Annotated in this window: 17 protein-coding genes; 10 read left to right on the forward strand and 7 right to left on the reverse strand. The window is 72.0% G+C overall.

The features are described from left to right. Positions 1–66: 66 nt before the first annotated feature. From ACFC0G_RS20425 to ACFC0G_RS20435, 3 genes are all read right to left on the reverse strand, one after another. A complete protein-coding gene (locus ACFC0G_RS20425; RefSeq protein WP_026058190.1) occupies positions 67–642 on the reverse strand; it encodes a TerD family protein in 576 nt (191 codons plus the stop codon). A 137-nt stretch (positions 643–779) separates the two neighbouring features. Then, on the reverse strand, positions 780–1,238 hold the full coding sequence (locus ACFC0G_RS20430; protein WP_376405232.1) for a peroxiredoxin: 459 nt from the start codon (positions 1,236–1,238) through the stop codon (positions 780–782). Between the two features lie 127 nt (positions 1,239–1,365). After that, positions 1,366–1,788, reverse strand: coding sequence for a DUF3052 domain-containing protein (locus ACFC0G_RS20435; protein WP_376405138.1), 423 nt, complete (start codon positions 1,786–1,788; stop codon positions 1,366–1,368). 438 nt (positions 1,789–2,226) lie between these two features. Here ACFC0G_RS20435 and aceE point away from each other — a divergent pair, with 438 nt between their 5' ends. Further along, positions 2,227–4,959, forward strand: coding sequence for a pyruvate dehydrogenase (acetyl-transferring), homodimeric type (gene aceE, locus ACFC0G_RS20440; protein WP_376405140.1), 2,733 nt, complete (start codon positions 2,227–2,229; stop codon positions 4,957–4,959). Between the two features lie 71 nt (positions 4,960–5,030). Beyond that, positions 5,031–5,813, forward strand: coding sequence for a potassium channel family protein (locus ACFC0G_RS20445; RefSeq protein ID WP_376405142.1), 783 nt, complete (start codon positions 5,031–5,033; stop codon positions 5,811–5,813). On the opposite strand, the gene ACFC0G_RS20450 is transcribed toward ACFC0G_RS20445, so the two are convergent. After that, positions 5,794–6,171, reverse strand: coding sequence for a peptidase inhibitor family I36 protein (locus tag ACFC0G_RS20450; protein ID WP_376405144.1), 378 nt, complete (start codon positions 6,169–6,171; stop codon positions 5,794–5,796). The two genes, ACFC0G_RS20445 and ACFC0G_RS20450, sit on opposite strands and share 20 nt — an antisense overlap. A gap of 152 nt (positions 6,172–6,323) precedes the next feature. Next, entirely contained in the window at positions 6,324–7,946 is a 1,623-nt protein-coding gene (locus tag ACFC0G_RS20455) for an MFS transporter (RefSeq protein ID WP_376405146.1), read from the reverse strand. Positions 7,947–8,081: 135 nt separating this feature from the next. Here ACFC0G_RS20455 and ACFC0G_RS20460 point away from each other — a divergent pair, with 135 nt between their 5' ends. The 7 genes from ACFC0G_RS20460 to ACFC0G_RS20490 all read left to right on the forward strand — a co-directional run bounded on the left by ACFC0G_RS20460 (position 8,082) and on the right by ACFC0G_RS20490 (position 15,766). Then, positions 8,082–8,732 (forward strand): TetR family transcriptional regulator, encoded by a 651-nt coding sequence (locus ACFC0G_RS20460; RefSeq protein ID WP_376405234.1) that lies wholly within the window; start codon positions 8,082–8,084, stop codon positions 8,730–8,732. A 163-nt stretch (positions 8,733–8,895) separates the two neighbouring features. Continuing rightward, entirely contained in the window at positions 8,896–10,110 is a 1,215-nt protein-coding gene (locus ACFC0G_RS20465) for an alpha/beta hydrolase (protein WP_376405148.1), read from the forward strand. 74 nt (positions 10,111–10,184) lie between these two features. Beyond that, positions 10,185–11,144, forward strand: coding sequence for a DUF4429 domain-containing protein (locus ACFC0G_RS20470; RefSeq protein ID WP_376405150.1), 960 nt, complete (start codon positions 10,185–10,187; stop codon positions 11,142–11,144). A gap of 178 nt (positions 11,145–11,322) precedes the next feature. After that, positions 11,323–12,639, forward strand: coding sequence for a sensor histidine kinase (locus tag ACFC0G_RS20475; protein WP_376405152.1), 1,317 nt, complete (start codon positions 11,323–11,325; stop codon positions 12,637–12,639). Between the two features lie 37 nt (positions 12,640–12,676). Further along, positions 12,677–13,357 carry a response regulator gene (locus tag ACFC0G_RS20480; protein ID WP_376405154.1) on the forward strand — a complete coding sequence of 227 codons (681 nt, stop codon included), beginning with the start codon at positions 12,677–12,679 and terminating at the stop codon, positions 13,355–13,357. Between the two features lie 205 nt (positions 13,358–13,562). Beyond that, positions 13,563–14,552: an alpha/beta hydrolase gene (locus ACFC0G_RS20485; RefSeq protein WP_376405156.1), complete on the forward strand. Its 990-nt coding sequence runs from the start codon at positions 13,563–13,565 to the stop codon at positions 14,550–14,552. Continuing rightward, positions 14,549–15,766: an acyltransferase gene (locus tag ACFC0G_RS20490; RefSeq protein WP_376405158.1), complete on the forward strand. Its 1,218-nt coding sequence runs from the start codon at positions 14,549–14,551 to the stop codon at positions 15,764–15,766. The genes ACFC0G_RS20485 and ACFC0G_RS20490 overlap by 4 nt, the downstream gene beginning before the upstream one ends. 99 nt (positions 15,767–15,865) lie before the next feature. Here ACFC0G_RS20490 and ACFC0G_RS20495 read toward each other — a convergent pair whose 3' ends face one another. Further along, positions 15,866–16,882: an aldo/keto reductase gene (locus ACFC0G_RS20495; protein ID WP_376405160.1), complete on the reverse strand. Its 1,017-nt coding sequence runs from the start codon at positions 16,880–16,882 to the stop codon at positions 15,866–15,868. Continuing rightward, positions 16,879–17,340, reverse strand: a complete 462-nt coding sequence (locus ACFC0G_RS20500) for a MerR family transcriptional regulator (RefSeq protein WP_376405236.1) — start codon at positions 17,338–17,340, stop codon at positions 16,879–16,881. The genes ACFC0G_RS20495 and ACFC0G_RS20500 overlap by 4 nt, the downstream gene beginning before the upstream one ends. 111 nt (positions 17,341–17,451) lie before the next feature. Here ACFC0G_RS20500 and ACFC0G_RS20505 point away from each other — a divergent pair, with 111 nt between their 5' ends. After that, on the forward strand, positions 17,452–18,270 hold the full coding sequence (locus ACFC0G_RS20505; RefSeq protein WP_376405238.1) for a serine hydrolase domain-containing protein: 819 nt from the start codon (positions 17,452–17,454) through the stop codon (positions 18,268–18,270). Positions 18,271–18,303 lie beyond the last annotated feature (33 nt).

Below are 18,303 nucleotides of genomic sequence, written 5' to 3' on the forward strand. Positions count from 1 at the left end.
GGTGGTGATGAGGCACGTCCGGCGCCGCACGGAGGGTGCGGCGCCGGACGGTTGGAACGGTTCGGCTCAGACGTTGACGCCGAAGTCCTGCGCGATACCGCGCAGACCAGAGGCATACCCCTGACCGACCGCGCGGAACTTCCACTCCGCGCCGTGGCGGTACAGCTCGCCGAAGACCATGGCGGTCTCGGTCGAGGCGTCCTCGGAGAGGTCGTAGCGGGCGATCTCGGCGCCGCCGGCCTGGTTGACGACGCGGATGAACGCGTTGCGCACCTGGCCGAAGGACTGCTGGCGGTTCTCGGCGTCGTAGATCGAGACCGGGAAGACGATCTTGGCCACATCGGCCGGCACGGTCGCCAGGCTGACCTTGACCTGCTCGTCGTCGCCCTCGCCCTCACCGGTGAGGTTGTCACCGGTGTGCTCGACCGAGCCGTCGGCGCTCTTCAGGTTGTTGAAGAAGACGAAGTCCTGGTCGTTGCGGACCTTGCCCTCTTCGCTCACCAGGATGGCGCTGGCGTCGAGGTCGAAGTCCGTACCGGTGGTGGTGCGGACGTCCCAGCCCAGACCGACGGTCACGGCGGTGAGGCCAGGGGCCTCCTTTGTCAGCGAGACGTTGCCGCCCTTGCTGAGGCTGACTCCCACGAGTCCCTCCATACGTTTTCAGGGGCAGCGCCCCAGTCGTGCGTTGGCATCGGATCAACGAGTGGATCCTAGTGACGGGTTCCCGGTCGAAACAGTCGATTCGCCCCGCGAATCGGAGATGTCGGTCCCCGACCGGCTCAGAGGGCGTCGAGGGCCTTGACGTAGTCGCCGAGGTCACGGGCGTCCGACAGGGCGTTCACGACGGTCCAGCGGACGACGCCCTCCTTGTCGATGACGAAGGTGCCGCGCACCGCGCAGCCCTTCTCCTCGTCGAAGACGCCGTAGGCGCGGGAGGCCTCGCCGTGCTTCCAGAAGTCGGAGAGCAGCGGGAAGTCCAGGTCCTCCTGGTCGCCGAAGACGCGCAGGGTGTGGATCGAGTCGTTGGAGACGGCGAGGAGCTGGGTGTCGTCGTTGACGAACGCCGGGAGGTTGTCGCGCAGCTCGCGCAGCTCTCCGGTGCAGACGCCGGTGAAGGCGAAGGGGTAGAAGAGCAGCACCACGTTCTTCTCGCCGCGGAACTCCGAGAGCTTCACGGTGCGTCCGTGGTTGTCCTTCAGCTCGAAGTCCGGGGCCTCGGTGCCGACCTCGATCGCCATCGCCACGCCACGCATCCCTTCGCCGGAACCCGGCCCAGATCTTGGGCCGAATCGGTGAGGCCAGCCTACGGCCTGCGCACGAAAACCCCCGCCGGAGGACCGGCGGGGGCTGTTCGTCACACGGTGATCAGCGCTTGGGGGCCACCAGACGGGCGCCCGCCCAGTCCTTGGCGACGCTGATGCTCTTGGTCTGGGAGAGACCAGCAGTCTGCGCGGCATCGTTGATATCGCTCGGCTCGATGTAGCCGTCACGGCCCGTCTTCGGCGTCAGCAGCCAGATCACGCCGCCGTCCTCCAGAAGACCGATGGCGTCCACCAGTGCGTCGGTGAGATCGCCGTCCTCGTCGCGGAACCAGAGCACAACGCCGTCGGCGACGTCGTCGTACTCCTCGTCCACGAGCTCGGCGCCGATGATGGACTCGATGCCTTCACGGAGATCCTGGTCGACGTCGTCGTCGTAACCGATCTCCTGGACCACCTGGCCAGGCTCGAACCCCAGCCTCGCTGCCGGGTTGGTCCGCTCCTCCGCGTGGTCCGCGGTCGCGCTCACGGCTTGCCTCCTGCTCATTCGGAAAATGCTGTGGGCCACGCGTATGCGCGCGGCGCTGGCCGTAGTCCACACGTGCCGGGGCTCATCGCGCAAGTACTGGGCCGCTGAGACCGCCGAAACGGTGACGTTTGGGGCCGTCTCGCCCCAACTTCCGGCACGCTCGGACCGCCCTTCGTGATCAGTCCCACATGATTCATCCCGGTTTACGGACTTCTGAGGTTTCAGTCTGCCGAACGCCCGGACGAAACGCATGCGCGAGTTGGGCGTAAGGTTGCGATTTGAACACATCCGAACACGTGGAGGACACCGCAGACACCGCTGGGCGCCTCCTAGGGGTTACCCCTCGGTAAATGTGACGTCTGGCGTCGACGGGGTACACGATGGACATCCCGACCACTTCGTGGCCCCGTGGGCACCACCGAACAGCGAAGGAAGAGCGTGGCTCCCGGATCCGATCGCAACCCGATCATCATTGGCGGCCTTCCCAGCCAGGTCCCGGATTTCGACCCGGAAGAGACCCAGGAATGGCTCGACTCCCTCGACGCGGCCGTCGACGAGCGGGGCCGTGAGCGCGCCCGCTACCTCATGCTCCGCCTGATCGAGCGGGCGCGCGAGAAGCGCGTGGCCGTGCCCGAGATGCGCAGCACGGATTACGTCAACACCATCGCCACCAAGGACGAGCCCTTCTTCCCCGGCAACGAGGAGATCGAGCGCAAGGTCCTCAACGCCACGCGGTGGAACGCGGCCGTGATGGTCTCGCGCGCCCAGCGCCCGGGCATCGGCGTCGGCGGTCACATCGCCACGTTCGCCTCCTCCGCCTCGCTCTACGACGTCGGCTTCAACCACTTCTTCCGCGGCAAGGACGAGGGCGACGGCGGCGACCAGATCTTCTTCCAGGGGCACGCCTCCCCCGGCATCTACGCCCGCGCCTACCTCCTGGACCGGCTGAACGACACCCAGCTCGACGGGTTCCGCCAGGAGAAGTCCAAGTACCCGAACGGCCTTTCGTCGTACCCGCACCCGCGACTGATGCCGGACTTCTGGGAGTTCCCGACGGTGTCGATGGGCCTCGGCCCGCTCGGCGCGATCTACCAGGCCCGGATGAACCGGTACATGGAGGCGCGCGGCATCGCCGACACCTCCAAGTCGCACGTCTGGGCGTTCCTCGGCGACGGCGAGATGGACGAGGTCGAGTCGCTCGGCCAGCTCTCCATCGCCGCCCGCGAGGGCCTGGACAACCTCACCTTCGTCGTCAACTGCAACCTCCAGCGGCTCGACGGCCCGGTCCGCGGCAACGGCAAGATCATCCAGGAGCTGGAGTCGATCTTCCGGGGCAACGGCTGGAACGTCATCAAGCTGATCTGGGACCGCTCCTGGGACCCGCTGCTCGCCCAGGACCGCGACGGCATCCTGGTGAACAAGCTGAACACCACCCCGGACGGCCAGTTCCAGACGTACGCGACGGAGACCGGCGGCTACATCCGCGACCACTTCTTCGGCGGCGACCACCGGCTGCGCGCGATGGTCGAGTCCATGTCGGACCAGCAGGTCCTGCACCTGGGCCGCGGCGGTCACGACCACAAGAAGATCTACGCGGCCTACGCGGCGGCGAAGGCGCACGCGGGCCAGCCGACCGTGATCCTCGCCCAGACCGTCAAGGGCTGGACGCTGGGCCCGAACTTCGAGGGCCGCAACGCGACCCACCAGATGAAGAAGCTGACGGTCGACGACCTCAAGCGCTTCCGCGACCGGCTGCACATCCCGGTGACGGACCGGCAGTTGGAGGACGGCCTGCCGCCGTACTACCACCCGGGCCGGAACTCCGAGGAGATCCAGTACATGCACGACCGGCGCAGCTCGCTCGGCGGGTACGTGCCGACCCGTGTCGTGCGGGCGAAGCCGCTGGTCCTCCCCGACGACAAGACCTACGCGGCGGCCAAGAAGGGCTCGGGGCAGCAGTCGATCGCCACCACGATGGCCTTCGTCCGCATCCTGAAGGACCTCATGCGGGACAAGGAGATCGGCAAGCGCTTCGTGCTGATCGCCCCCGACGAGTACCGCACCTTCGGCATGGACGCCTTCTTCCCGAGCGCCAAGATCTACAACCCGCTGGGCCAGCAGTACGAGGCGGTGGACCGCGAACTCCTCCTCGCCTACAAGGAGTCGCCGACCGGCCAGATGCTGCACGACGGCATCTCCGAGGCCGGCTGCACGGCCTCGCTGATCGCCGCGGGCTCGGCGTACGCCACGCACGGCGAACCGCTGATCCCGGTGTACGTCTTCTACTCGATGTTCGGTTTCCAGCGGACCGGCGACCAGTTCTGGCAGATGGCCGACCAGCTGGCGCGCGGCTTCGTGCTCGGCGCCACCGCCGGCCGCACGACGCTGACCGGTGAGGGCCTCCAGCACGCGGACGGCCACTCGCACCTGCTGGCCTCGACCAACCCGGCCTGCATCGCCTACGACCCGGCGTACGGCTTCGAGATCGCGCACATCGTCAAGGACGGTCTGCGGCGGATGTACGGCCCGGCCGCCGAGGACGTCTTCTACTACCTGACCGTCTACAACGAGCCGATCCAGCACCCGGCCGAGCCGGAGAACGTGGACGTCGAGGGCATCCTCGCCGGTATCCACCGCTTCAAGCCGGCCGAGGCGGGGACGATCCCGGCGCAGATCATGGCCTCCGGTGTCGCCGTGCCGTGGGCGATCGAGGCGCAGCGGATCCTCGCCGAGGAGTGGAACGTCCGGGCCGACGTCTGGTCCGCGACCTCGTGGACCGAGCTGCGCCGCGAGGCCGTGGCCGTCGAGGAGCACAATCTGCTCCACCCCGACGAGGAGCAGCGCGTCCCGTACGTGACGCGCAAGCTCCGGGGCGCCGAGGGCCCGTTCGTGGCGGTCTCGGACTGGATGCGTGCGGTCCCGGACCAGATCTCCCGCTGGGTGCCGGGCACGTACACCTCGCTGGGCGCGGACGGCTTCGGCTTCGCGGACACGCGGGGTGCGGCCCGCCGCTACTTCCACATCGACGCCCAGTCGGTCGTGCTCTCGGTGCTGACCGAGCTCGCCCGCGCGGGCAAGGTCGACCGGTCGGCCCTGAAGCAGGCCGTGGATCGCTACCAGCTGCTCGACGTGGCGGCCGCCGACCCGGGCGCCGCGGGCGGCGACGCCTGAGTCCGTAGCGCGTAGCACCTGGTGAGGGGCGGTGGGGCCGACGGTCTCGCCGCCCTTCGGCGTTCTCTACGATGCCCGGCATGAGGGATCGCTGGGAAGAGCGCACACAGGTGCCGCTGCTGGTGCTGGCCGTGGGGTTCGGCATCGCGTACGCCGTGCCGATCGTCGCCCCCGGCGCCGACCCGTGGGTGCACCGGCTGTGCACCCACGTCGAGTGGACCGTGTGGGCCGCCTTCGCCCTGGACTACCTGGTCCGTCTCGCGCTCGCCCCGGCCCGCTGGGCCTTCGTCCGCTCCCACCCCCTGGATCTGCTCGCGGTCCTGCTGCCGATGGTGCAGCCGCTGCGGCTGCTGCGGGTCGTGTCCACGCTCCTCCTCGTGGGCCGGCGGGCCCGGATGGCCCCGCAGATAACGCTCACCACCTATGTGGCGGGCGCGGTGGTCGGGCTGATGATGTTCGGCTCGCTGGCCGTGCTGCACGTCGAGCGGGACGCCCCGGACGGCAACATCAAGACGCTCGGGGACGCGGTCTGGTGGTCCTTCACCACGATGACGACGGTCGGCTACGGCGACCACGCCCCGACCACGGGTCTCGGCCGGGTCCTCGCGGTCGGTCTGATGCTCTCGGGCATCGCCCTGCTGGGTGTGGTCACCGCCAACATCGCGGCCTGGTTCATCGCCCGCTTCGACCGGGACGACGCGGTGGAGCGTCGGCACACCGAGCTCCTGGAGGCACTGACCCGTGAGGTGCGGGAGCTGCGCGCGGAGGTCGCCCGGCTGTCGCCCCCACCGGTGGAGGCGCCCGCGCCGGACGGGGCGCCGGACGTCCCCGTGCCTACCGCTCCCAGATCTTGAACGCTCTGACCTCGTAGGGCGTCTGCGGCACCCAGGTCCCGCGCCCCGGGTAGGTCTCGAACTCCCCGGCCTCGGCGCACTCGGCGGACTGGTACGTCGTCACCGGCCGCCCCGTGCGGTTGGCGAGGGACTGGGCCGAGGCGCCCGGCGGCAGGGCGACGCAGCTGTCGACGTCCGTCGTGGCCAGCTCGTGGGTCTGCGACCGGCCCTTGAAGTCAGGCTTGGGCCAGAGGCAGAGCCGCCCGGGCCCGCAGGCTCCGAGAGCGGTCCCGGACGGGCCGGCCGCCGCCGGTGCCGCGAGGAGCCCGAGGAGTGCGATCAGGACGGCAGTGGTGGCAAATGTCGTCTTCGTATACATGCTGATGAACCCCCGTTTGATTACTCTCTGTAATCAAAGCATGGCGGAGGTCACTCACCGACGGAAGAGGGGCCGCCCCCGTTCACGCGAACGGGTGACGGCCCCCTACGGGAACCCTGAGCAGGGACCCGGCTACGGGCATCCGGCGGACGTCAGATGTGACCGCCCATGCCGCCCGCCTCCGCGTTCTCGCCGCGCTTGGTGAGCGTGGCGACGAGGGCCGCCACGACCGCGACGCCGCCGGCGACGGTGAAGGCCAGGCCCATGCCGTCCAGGAAGGTGTCGTGGATGACCCCGGAGATCTTGTCGAAGAGGTCGGGGGTCATCCCCGGCGCCTGCGCGAGCTCCGGCGGGGCCATGCCGAACTCGGCGGCCTCCTCCAGCTGCGGGTTGACCGGGGCCGGGATGCCGGCCTCCTTCCAGTTGTCCGCGAAGGAACCGGCCACCTTGGAGGACATGACGGCGCCGAGCACCGCCGTACCGAGCGCGCCGCCGACCTGCATGGCGGCCTGCTGCAGACCGCCGGCGACACCGGACAGCTCCAGCGGGGCGTTGCCGACGATGACCTCGGTGGCGCCGACCATGACCGGGGCGAGGCCCAGGCCGAGCAGCGCGAACCAGAGGGACATCACGAGCGTGCTCGTACCGTCCGAGAGCGTGATCATGCCGAACATCGCGACGGCCGTGCAGACCATGCCGCCGACCAGCGGGACCCGCGGGCCGAACTTGGTGATCAGGGCGCCCGCCAGCGGCGAGGAGACGATCATCATCGCGGTCAGCGGCAGCAGGCGCAGACCGGCGTCGATCGGGCCGAGCCCCTTCACGCCCTGGAGGTAGAACGTCACGAAGAACAGGCCGCCCATGAAGGCGAAGGCCATCAGGACCATCAGCACCACGCCGGCCGAGAGCGGCACGGAACGGAACATGCCGAGCGGGACGAGCGGCTCCTTGACCTTGGTCTCCCAGAAGGCGAAGACCAGGAAGAGCAGCAGCGCGCCGATCAGACAGCCCCACGTCTTGCCGTCGGTCCAGCCCCAGTCCGCGCCCGCCTGGATGATGCCCCAGATGAGCGAGCCCATGGCGCCGGAGAGCAGCAGGATGCCGAGGACGTCGAAGGAGCGCGGCGCGTTCTCGGCGCGGTGGTCCGTGAGGATCACCAGACCGAGCACGAGCGCGATCACACCGACCGGCACGTTGATGAAGAAGACGGACTGCCAGCTGACGTGCTCGACGAGGAAGCCGCCGAGGATCGGGCCGCCGGCCGTCGAGGCGCCGATGACCATGCCCCAGATGCCGATGGCCATGTTCAGCTTCTCGGCGGGGAAGGTGGCGCGCAGCAGGCCGAGCGCCGCCGGCATGAGCAGGGCGCCGAAGACGCCCTGGAGGACACGGAAGGTGATCACGGCCCCGATCGAGTCGGAGAGGCCGATCGCACCGGAGGCGGCGGCGAAGCCCGCGATGCCGATGAGGAAGGTCTGGCGGTGGCCGAAGCGGTCACCGAGCTTGCCGGCGGTGATCAGGGCGACGGCGAGCGCGAGCAGGTAGCCGTTGGTGATCCACTGGAGCTGGCCCAGTGTGGCGCCCAGGTCGGCCTGGATGGCGGGGTTGGCGATGGCGACGATCGTGCCGTCGAGCGCCACCATCATCACGCCCACGGCGACGGCGAACAGGGTCAGCCACGGGTGACCGCGCAGTCCCTTCGTCGGGGCCGGTACGGGTTCCCGGACGCCCCCATGACCCTGCGGGGCCTTTTCCACGGTGGTCTGACTAGTCATGGGAACGAGGCTAATGACAGTCACTGACAATTGACAAAGCGATTCACACGCCGGTAACTGTCACGTAGCTCACAGGTACCCTGCACTCGGACGAACCATCCGAAAACACGCCAGAGAAGAGGATTCGCGTTGACCGTGCCTGCCCCCGGCCTCCGTGAGCGGAAGAAGCAGCGCACGCACGACGCGCTGATCCGGGTCGCCCTGGAGCTCTTCACGGCCCAGGGGTACGAGCGGACCACCGTCGACGAGATCGTCGATGCCGTCGAGGTCTCCCAGCGGACCTTCTTCCGCTACTTCGCCTCCAAGGAGGAGGTCGCCTTCGCCGTCCAGCACATGGTGGAGGAGCTGTTCGTGACCGCCCTCGCCCAGCGGCCGCCCGGCGAGGGCCCCTTCGACGCCCTGCGCCACGCCGTCCTGAGCGCCTGGGACCACGCGGGCGAGGCGATCGCCGAGGTCGTCCCGATCGAGCAGTACCTGCGGACCTTCCAGATGATCGAGTCGACGCCCGCGCTCCTCGCCGTCCATCTGCGCCGTTCGGCGGAGACGGAGGAGACGATCGCCCGGATCATCGCCGAACGGGAGGGCCTCGACGTGGACGAGGACCCGCGCCCCCGGATCGCGGTGGCGGCGTTCAGCGGCGTCATGCGGGTGACCGGTCAGATGTGGGTCCGGGGCACGGACCAGAGCCTGGAAGCCATCCGCGCCCTCACCGAGCGGTACCTCGACCACCTCGGCCCGGCGCTCGCCCCGCACTGGCGACCGCGGCCGGCCGGCGACGCCCCGTAGCGGCCCCGGTCCGACGCGCCACGCGGTTCGGCGACGCACCGTAGCGCCCCCGGTCCGGCGCGTCACACGGTTCGGCGACACCGCGTAGGCGGTCCGTACCGCTCCGAAGTGCACGGCGACAGGCTTTGGGCCGTTCGTGTCGGCCCCCGTAGGGTGGCGGCCCGTGACCTCCGCCGACGCCTCGCCCGCCCTCGCCGTGACGCGCACGCTCCTCGCGCTCGCCGTCGTGTTCGTGCTGCTCGCGACCACCGGGTGGACCACGATCCGGCACCGCCCCGAGCCCGGGCCGTCCCGCGCGACCGCGCTCGCCGCGTGGGCGCGCGACCGGGTCGGCCACCGCCCGCTGCCCGACCCGGCCACCACCCCGGCCCGTTCGGTCGCCGCGTTCTTCGCCCGGCTCGGGCCGGCCGGCGGTCTCCGGCTCGCCGAGCGGCACCCGCTCGTCGTCGGCAATCTCAACGGCGCCCCCGTCGCCCTCCGCTACCGCGCCAACCGGCACACGCTCGGTCTCGCCCTCGCCGCCGAGCGGGGCCGGGTCGACGACTCCCGGCTGTCCGCCGAGGGCCGCCACGAGGCGCGGCGCCGGTACGACCGCTTCGCCTCCCTGATGCGGCCCGGCCGCCAGGTCCTCGCCTTCGACCCGACGGGCAAGGGCCGCGCGGCCGAGGTGCTCGGCGACCTGGAGCGGGCCCGGCGGGTCTCGGTAATCGTGCCCGGCGTCGACACGACCCTGCTCACCTTCCAGAAGACCCACGGCCGGTACGCGGCTCCCGCCGGCATGGCCGAGGCACTGTTCGCCGCCGAGCGGCGGGCCTCCCCCGACGCGCGGGTCGCCGTCATCGCCTGGGCCGACTACACCGCGCCGGCCGGGGTCGGCGTCGACGCGATGACCGGCCGGCTCGCCGCGAACGGAGCCGTACGCCTCGTGGAGCTGACCTCGGCGCTGCCCGGGACCGCCCGGGTGGCGCTCTTCTGCCACAGCTACGGCTCCGTCCTGTGCGGGCTCGCCGCGCCCCGGCTGCCCGCCCGGGTGACGGATCTCGCCGTGGCCGGGAGCCCGGGCATGCGGGTCGAGCGCGCGGCGGACCTCTCCACCCGGGCCCGGGTGTGGGCCATGCGGGACGCGGACGACTGGATCGCGGACGTACCGCACGTCGAGGTGGGCGGGGTGGGGCACGGCGCCGACCCGGTGGAACCGGAATTCGGCGCGCGGCTGCTCTCCGCGGGCGGAGCGATCGGCCACGGCGGCTATTTCGAGCCGGGTACGGAGAGCCTCGGCAACTTCGCGGCCATAGGGGTCGGGGAGTACCGGGAGCTGATCTGCGCACGTGCCGACAGCGCTTGCCACCACGGAATATCCGGGGCGGAAGGGTCCTGACGCGCGTAGATCACAGAATTTCCCGACCTTTCACAGGGGCGACGCACGGGCACGCGCCGCTTACGATGAGGCGTATGGGTGATGTGCTGGCCGGAATTCATGCCACCTGGGAGTTCGAGAGCGATGCCCTCGTCATCCGCTTCGAACGGGGGAACCGCAACACGCCGAAGCTCTTCAGCGCGCTGCGCGAACGACGAGTACCGCACGAGGCGTTGGCGTCGGTGACGCTCACGCCCGGCAAGCGGGGCACCGTCGTGCTGCACGCCGTGCCCAGGCCCGGCGCGGATCCGCTGATGGAGGCGGCCGCGGGCCAGCTCAAGGAGGCCTGCGATCCGTACCGCCTGGTGCTGCCGGCGGACCGGGAGACGCTCGCCGAGTACTACCGGGACGAGCTGCGGGCGCTGCTTCCGCGGGACGCGGTGCATCCCGGGGATCCCGGGGATCCTGGGGACGCCGGTGACGGCGGTGACGGTGGTGACGGCGGTGGCGGCGACGTCGAGCGGGACGCCGTGGTCGTGACGCCCACCGACGGCTTCCTGGTGGCCGCGCCCACGGGGCCGCAGTCCTTCAAGACGTACGACGGGCGGGCGAGCTTCGACGGGACGTCGGAGATCGCGTTCCGCTGGTCCTGGACGGGCGCGTCCTCGGAGAAGTGGAAGGCCGGCGACCAGACCTTCTCGGTACGGGAGCTCAGCGGCGTCGAGTGGCGCTCGCCGGAGATCCTCGACGGGTACCTGCGCCTGGTGCCCCGGGACGGCGCGCCCCGGCCCGCGCAGCCCGACCGGGACCCGGCCTCGGTCGTCTTCGGTCTCGGTCTCGGGCCGGTGCACGAGTCCCTCCCCTTCGCGGCCGCGGTCCTCGCGGCGATCCGGGGCAAGGACCGCGCGCCCGTCGCCGTACCGGCCGGCGCGGCGCGCCGCGACCCCGGGGTGGTCGCGGAAAGGATCCGGCACCTGGGCGACCTGCACCGGGCGGGGCTCGTGACGGACGAGGAGTTCTCGGCGAAGAAGGCGGAACTCCTCGCGGAGCTCTGAGCCGAGGGAGTCGTCACGGCCGAGGGAGTCGTCAGGGCCGCGCGAGCCCTTCGAGCGACGGGAGTCGTCCGAGGCGAGGGAGTCGTCCGAGCCCCGACGTCATACCCCGGTATCGGGTCGCGGCCCCCTCCCCGGTATGACGCCCGCCGCCACACGTGCTGCCTACCCTGGGCGGGTCATGGCTACCGAACAGCGGCACGAGCCGCCCATCCGCCGCTTCAGCGCCCGGTCACGCGAGTTGTTCCAGGGCCTCGGGGTCGCGCTCTCCACCCCGACCACCCCCGGCGCTCCCCTGCTCGGCGAGGCCTCCTCGCGGTGGGTGCGGCTGCTGCCGTACGTCGTCGCCGTGGCCTTCGTGTCCTCGCTGCTGCCCTCCACGGTCACCGTTCTCGTCAACGACTACGGCGTCAACGGCGCCCTGGCCGGGGCCCTCGCCACCGCCCAGACCGCGCCGCTGCTGCTCGCCGTCTCGCGGCCCCTCCAGGCCTGGTGGGTGATCTTCACCGCCGACGTGCTCGGCGCGCTCCCCCTCATCTCCTCCGACGGCCCCCACGCGGACCTGTGGCCCTGGACCGCGCCGGTCGTCGTCGGCTACTGCGCGCTGATGGTCGCGCTCGGCCTGCGCGAGTCCCGCCGGGCCCTGTTCGGCGTCTGGCTGGCGACCGGTGCGGCCGGGTACGTCCTGGAGGTCTTCCGCCCCGACGGCGACACCAGCCTCCACACGCTGCTGCTCGTCCTGAGCGGCGTGCTGCTGCTCCTCACCTCGGCCGTCCGCGCCCGGGGCGACGCGCAGCGGCGGCTCGTCGAGCAGGAGACCATCAGCGAGGCCGAACGGTCCCGCCGCACGCTCCTGGAGGAGCGGGCGCGGATCGCGCGCGAGCTGCACGACGTCGTCGCCCACCACATGTCCGTGATCACCGTGCAGGCGGACTCGGCGCCGTACCGCATCCCCGACCTCCCGGACGCGGCCCGCGAGGAGTTCACCTCCATCGCGACGAGCGCGCGCGAGTCGCTGGCCGAGATGCGGCGGCTGCTCACCGTGCTGCGCAGCGACGGCAGCGAGGGCGAGCGGGCCCCGCAGCCGGGTCTCGACCGGGTCCAGCAGCTGGTGGAGGCGACGGTACGGGCCGGGGTGCCGGCCGAACTGTCGCTCGCCGCCGACCTCGGGGACGTACCGCAGGCGGTGGACCTGTCCGCGTACCGGATCGTGCAGGAGGCCCTCGCCAACGTCGTCCGGCACGCGCCGGGCGCGGCGACCCGGGTGTCGGTCCGGCCGTCGGACGACGGGTGGCTGACGGTCCTCGTCGTCAACGGGCCGGGCGCGGAGGCGGGTTCCGGGGTGGAGCGCGGTGCCGCCGGCACCGGGCACGGCCTCGTCGGCATGCGGGAGCGCGTACGGTTGACGGGCGGCTCGCTGGACACCGGGCCGCTGCCGGACGGCGGCTTCCGGGTGGCCGCACGGCTCCCGCTGACGGCGGACCCGGCGCCCGCGTGACCGGCCAGGCGACGGCCCCGACCCCCAAGGACCCCGAGTGACCATCCGCGTGATCATCGTCGACGACCAGGCCATGGTGCGGGCCGGTTTCGCCGCGCTGCTCGCCGCGCAGCCCGACATCGACGTGGTGGGCGAGGCGCCGGACGGGCGGCAGGGCGTGGACGTGGCCCGTTCGACGCATCCGGACGTCGTATTGATGGACGTGCGGATGCCGGAGCTGGACGGGCTCGCGGCGGCCCGGGAGATCCTCCACCCGCCGACCGGCGTCACGCACCGGCCGAAGGTGCTCATGCTGACCACCTTCGACGTGGACGACTACGTGTACGAGGCGCTGCGCGCGGGCGCGTCCGGCTTCCTCCTGAAGGACGCGCCGCCCGCCGACCTCATCGCGGCGGTACGGATCGTGGCGGCGGGCGAGGCGCTGCTCGCGCCGTCCGTGACCCGCCGGCTCATCGCCGACTTCGCCGCCTCCCGGCCCGCCCCGCGCCGGGACTCCACGGCGCTGCGCCTGAACGGTCTCACCCCGCGCGAGACGGAGGTCCTGGAGCTGATCGCCCGGGGGCTGTCCAACCAGGAGATCGCGGAGCATCTGGTCCTCGCGGAGCAGACGGTGAAGACCCACATCGGGCGGGTCCTCGCCAAGCTGGACCTGCGCGACCGGGCGCAGGCCGTGGTCTTCGCGTACGAGTCGGGCCTGGTGACCCCCGGCACGACCTGAGCCGCCCCGCAGAGGCTCCTCCCGGGGCTCCGCGTCCGCGACCCGGGGGAAAACCCCACCCCCGCCGGGGGGTTGGCTGCTCATCCACCCCCTACCCCGGTATCAACCCGCGGTTGGCCCCCCGGTGTGACGTGCCGTCACCCGTCGTCTTCCTACCTTCCTCTCGCCGACGAAAGAGCGAGAACCGGAGAGGGAGGGCGACCCCATGCGCCGCTTTGCGAGGACCCTGACCACCGTGGCCCTGGTGGCCACCGTGATCGCCGGGACGGCCGGCTGGGCGTCCGGGAACGCCCAGGAGCCCGTCACCGGCGCCCCGGTCGGGACGGGGGCGTGGCGGGATGCGGGGCTGCCTGACCCCGAGGGGATGAGCCCGGCCGGGACCGCGCGGTTCTTCGCGGGACTCGCTCCCGTACGACAGCACGAGCTGGCCCGGACGCACCCGACGGTCGTCGGGAACCTCGACGGCGCCCCCCTGGCCCTGCGGTACGAGGCCAACGACCGTGCCGCGCAAGGCCGGTTCGCCGGGGCGCGGGTCCTCGCCCACGATCCGCGCGGCCGGGGGCAGCTCGCCCTCGTGTACGGGGACCTGGCGCGGGCCGAGCACGTCGCCGTGATCGTGCCCGGCTCCGACGTCGACACCGACCACGTCACGCCGCTCGCCGACATGGCGCGGGCCCTGCACCGGGCGACCGGCGGCCGTACGGCGGTCGTCGCCTGGGCCGGGTACACCACCCCCGTCGGCGTCGGCCTGGACGCGGCCACCGGCCGGCTCGCCGAGGCCGGGGCGGACCGTCTCACCCGCTTCGTGGACGGTCTCGCGGCCGTCAGGCCCGCCGGGGCCGCCGAGCCGTCCGTGTTCTGCCACAGCTACGGCTCCGTCGTCTGCGGCCTCGCCGCACACGAGCTGAAGGCGAAGGACCTCGTGGTCTTCGGCTCCCCCGGGATGCGCGCCGCGAACGTCGCCGAGCTCGGCACCTCCGCCCGCGTCTGGGCGGCGAAGGATCCGACCGACTGGATCGACCGGATCCCGAACGTCGAGGTCGGTGGGCTCGGCCACGGCGCCGACCCCACCGACCCGGACTTCGGGGCCCGCCGGGTCCCGGCCGAGGACGCCACCGGCCACGGCGGCTACTTCGCGCCCGGCACCAGCTCCCTGCGCACGTTCGCCGCGATCGCCGAGGGAGACGTCCGATGAGCACGCTGACGACGATGGCCCGGAAGACGGCATCGACGATCGAGTCCGGCACCCCCGCCCACCGCGACCGGGCGATCGACGGGCTCCGCGCCCTCGCCCTGCTCGCCGTGCCGACCGGGCACTGGCTGCTCGGCGGCTTCACCCTCTCCTCCGACGGGGCCCTCCACAACGCCAGCCCGCTGGGCACCTTCGCCGGGCTCGCCCCGGTCAGCTGGGTCCTCCAGATGCTGGGGATCTTCTTCCTCGTCGGCGGCTACGCCTCCGTCCTCTCCTACCGGCGCCGCAAGGGCTCGACGGGCGAGTGGCTGAAGGGCCGGCTGGCCCGGCTCGGCCGCCCGGTGCTCGGGGTCACCGCCGTGTGGGCGGCGCTGCTCCCGCTGCTCCACTTCGGCCTCGGCGTGCCCGTGGACACCCTGCGGACGGCGTCCACGCTGGTGATCCAGCCGCTCTGGTTCGTCGGGGTCTACACGGTGGTCACCGCGCTCACCCCGTACTGCGTCCGGGTCGCCCGCCGCCTCGGCGTCTGGGCCGCGGCGCCGCTGCTCGCCTCGGTCGCCGTCGTCGACTTCCTGCGGTACGGGCCGTACGCCGACGCCGTACCGTCCTGGCTGAGCCTCCTGAACATCGTGCCCGGCTGGCTCTTCGCCTATCAGCTCGGCGTCTCGTGGGGCGAGGGCCGGGTCACCCGGCGCCACGCCTGGGCGCTGCTCGCCGGCGGCGCCGCGCTCTTCGCCGCCCTGCTCGTCTGGTTCGGCTACCCGGCGTCGATGGTCGGCGTCCCCGGTGAGGCCCGCACCAACTCGCACCCGCCGTCGCTGCTCGTCCTCGCCCTCGGCGCCGCGCAGAGCGGTGCGGCGATCCTGCTCCGCGACCGGCTCGGCAGGCTCCTGAAGCGGCCCGCGCTGTGGGCGCCGGTCGTGGTGGTCAACCTGTCCGCGATGACGATCCTGTGCTGGCACCAGACGGCGATGCTCGCGGCGGCGATCCCCGGCTCGTACCTCGGGGAGATCCCCGGCCTGGTCGGCGCGCCGGACTCGGTCGGCTGGATCCTGGCCCGGCTGGCCTGGATGCCGGTCTTCGCCGGACTGCTCCTCCTCATCGGGCGGTTCGCGCGGGGCTTCGAGTCCCCGTGGACGAAGACCGGTCCGGCCCGCCGCACGGTGGCGGGGCTCCTCGCGGCGGGCTTCGCGGTCTTCGCCCTGGGGCTGGCGTGAGCGTGGTCGCCGCCTCGCGGGACGGCGGTGTCGGATCTCGCGGGACGGGGTTGTCGGACCTCCCGGGACGGGGGCCTCAGCCCTCGCCTGACCGCGGTGTCAGACCTCGCGCGACAGGGACGTGAACCGCATGTCGGGGTACCGGTCGCCCGCCACCAGGCCGGCGATCGGCTCCAGTTCGGCCAGTTCGGCCGCGGTGAGGGAGATCCGGGTGGCGGCCGCGTTCTCCTCCAGGCGGGAGCGCTTGCGGGTGCCGGGGATGGGGACGACCGTCAGGCCGTGCACGGCGGACCGCTGCTGCACCCAGGCGAGGGCGATCTGCGCCGGCGTGGCGCCGTGCGCGGCGGCGATCTTCCGGACCGGGTCGAGCAGGGCGGCGTTCCGCTCCGCGTTCTCGCCGGTGAACCGGGGCTGGTGCCGGCGGAAGTCGTCGTCCGTCAGGTCCTTGCCGGCGTCCGCGAACGCCCCGGTCAGGAAGCCCCGGCCGAGCGGCGAGTACGGCACGAGGGTCACCCCGAGCTCGGCGGCGACGCCGACGGCGCTGCGCTCCACGTCCCGGGAGAAGAGCGACCACTCCGACTGGAGGGCGGCGATCGGGTGCACCGCGTGGGCCTCGCGCAGTTCGGGCCCGGTCACCTCGCTCAGCCCCAGGAAGCGGACCTTGCCCTCCTGGACGAGCTCGGCCATCGCGCCGACGGACTCGGCGAACGGGATGTCGGGGTCGCGGCGGTGCATGTAATAGAGGTCGATCGTGTCGACGCCGAGCCGGCGCAGGCTGTCCTCCGCGGCCCGCTTGACGTACGCGGGGTCGTTGCGGATGCCCCGGTACGCCGGGTCGTCGGCGCGCCGCTCGATGGCGAACTTGGTGGCGAGGGTGATCTCGTCGCGGTGGGCGGCGACGAAGGGCGCGAGGAACTCCTCGTTGGCGCCGCTCCCGTAGACGTCGGCCGTGTCGATCAGGGTGACGCCGGCCTCCAGGGCCGCGTCGAGGGTGTCGCGGGCCGCGGTCTCGTCGGTGTCTCCGTAGAACTCGCTGATGCCCATGGCTCCGAAGCCCTGGACGCCGATCTCCGGGCCGTCCTGGCCGCCGAGACGTACGGTGTCGATCCTGGTCATGTGGGGGTGCCTCCGCTTGCGGTTCCGTAGTGGCCGATCTTGACGTCGAGCACGGCGAGCGTGTCCTGGAGCTCGGTGATCCGGGCGAGGACGTCCCGCCGGGTGGTCTCCAGGAGCTCCCGTCGTTCGTCCCTGGTGTGATCGCCCTCGCGGACGAGTTCGGCGTACCGGACCATGTCGGCGACGGGCATGCCGGTCAGCCGCAGCTTGCCGACGAAGGCCAGCCAGCCGAGGTCGCGCTCGCCGAAGCGGCGCTGCCCGGTGTGCGAGCGGTCGACGTGCGGCATCAGGCCGATCCGCTCGTACCAGCGCAGGGTGTGCGCCGAGAGGCCGGTCAGGGCGGCGACCTCGCTGATGGTGTAGTGCGCCCGGGTCCCGCTCGTGCCGGTGGCCGTGCTCGCCGCCGCACTCGTCGCTGTACTCGCCGCCGCACTCGTCGCTGTACTCATCGCCGTCATCGCCGCCGTCGTCGTCGCCGTGCTCGTGCTCGCGATCGCGCTCATGCCCCCACGCTAAAACGTTGGAGTGCACTCGAAGCAAGTAGGCTCGGCCCCATGCAGAGCAGCAGCGTGCCGAGCCTGGCGTCGATCGAGAACTGGCCCGTCCCCACCGCGGCCGCCGCCGTCGTCCGTGCGGACGGCACCCTGGCCGGGACCCACGGCCCCACCGGGCGGCGTTTCCCGCTCGCCTCGGTCACCAAGCCGCTCGCGGCGTACGCCGTCCTCGTCGCGTACGAGGAGGGGGCGATCGACCTCGACGAGCCCGCCGGGCCCGAGGGCGCGACCGTCCGCCACCTGCTGGCCCACACCTCGGGGCTCGCCTTCGACGAGAACCGGGTCATGGCGGCCCCCGGCACCCGCCGGATCTACTCCAACACCGGCTTCGAGGCGCTCGGCGACCACGTCGCCAAGGCGACCGACATCCCCTTCGCCGAGTATCTGCACCAGGCGGTCCTGGAGCCGCTCGGCATGGTCTCGACGACGCTGGAGGGCTCGCCCGCCAAGGACGGCGTGTCGACCGTCGACGACCTGGTGCGGTTCGCCGCCGAGGTGCAGGCGCCCCGGCTGCTCGACGCCCGGACCGTCCTCGACGCGATGACCGTCACGTACCCCGGTCTGACCGGCATCCTGCCCGGTTACGGGCACCAGCGGCCGAACGACTGGGGGCTCGGCTTCGAGATCCGCGACGGCAAGTCCCCGCACTGGACGGGCGCCACCTCCTCGCCGCGCACCTTCGGGCACTTCGGGCAGTCCGGGACGTTCCTGTGGATCGATCCGGACGCGCGGGCCGCGTGCGTGGCCCTCACCGACCGGCCCTTCGGGCCGTGGGCGGTCGAGGCCTGGCCGCCGTTCACGGACGCGGTCCTCGCGGAGCTGCGCGCGGCCTGAGCACGGCCTGAGCACGGCCAGGCGCGTCCTGAC

The sequence above is a fragment of the Streptomyces sp. NPDC056169 genome (genome assembly GCF_042268445.1).
GTDB lineage: Bacteria > Actinomycetota > Actinomycetes > Streptomycetales > Streptomycetaceae > Streptomyces.

Coding starts and splice junctions, on each gene's coding strand:
- ACFC0G_RS20430 (WP_376405232.1), bottom strand. CDS start 1,238: ATGGCGATCGAGGTCGGCACCGAGGCCCCGGACTTCGAGCTGAAGGAC.
- ACFC0G_RS20445 (WP_376405142.1), top strand. CDS start 5,031: ATGCCCGGCATGAGGGATCGCTGGGAAGAGCGCACACAGGTGCCGCTG.
- ACFC0G_RS20450 (WP_376405144.1), bottom strand. CDS start 6,171: ATGTATACGAAGACGACATTTGCCACCACTGCCGTCCTGATCGCACTC.
- ACFC0G_RS20455 (WP_376405146.1), bottom strand. CDS start 7,946: ATGACTAGTCAGACCACCGTGGAAAAGGCCCCGCAGGGTCATGGGGGC.
- ACFC0G_RS20470 (WP_376405150.1), top strand. CDS start 10,185: ATGGGTGATGTGCTGGCCGGAATTCATGCCACCTGGGAGTTCGAGAGC.
- ACFC0G_RS20475 (WP_376405152.1), top strand. CDS start 11,323: ATGGCTACCGAACAGCGGCACGAGCCGCCCATCCGCCGCTTCAGCGCC.
- ACFC0G_RS20485 (WP_376405156.1), top strand. CDS start 13,563: ATGCGCCGCTTTGCGAGGACCCTGACCACCGTGGCCCTGGTGGCCACC.
- ACFC0G_RS20490 (WP_376405158.1), top strand. CDS start 14,549: ATGAGCACGCTGACGACGATGGCCCGGAAGACGGCATCGACGATCGAG.
- ACFC0G_RS20495 (WP_376405160.1), bottom strand. CDS start 16,882: ATGACCAGGATCGACACCGTACGTCTCGGCGGCCAGGACGGCCCGGAG.
- ACFC0G_RS20500 (WP_376405236.1), bottom strand. CDS start 17,340: ATGACGGCGATGAGTACAGCGACGAGTGCGGCGGCGAGTACAGCGACG.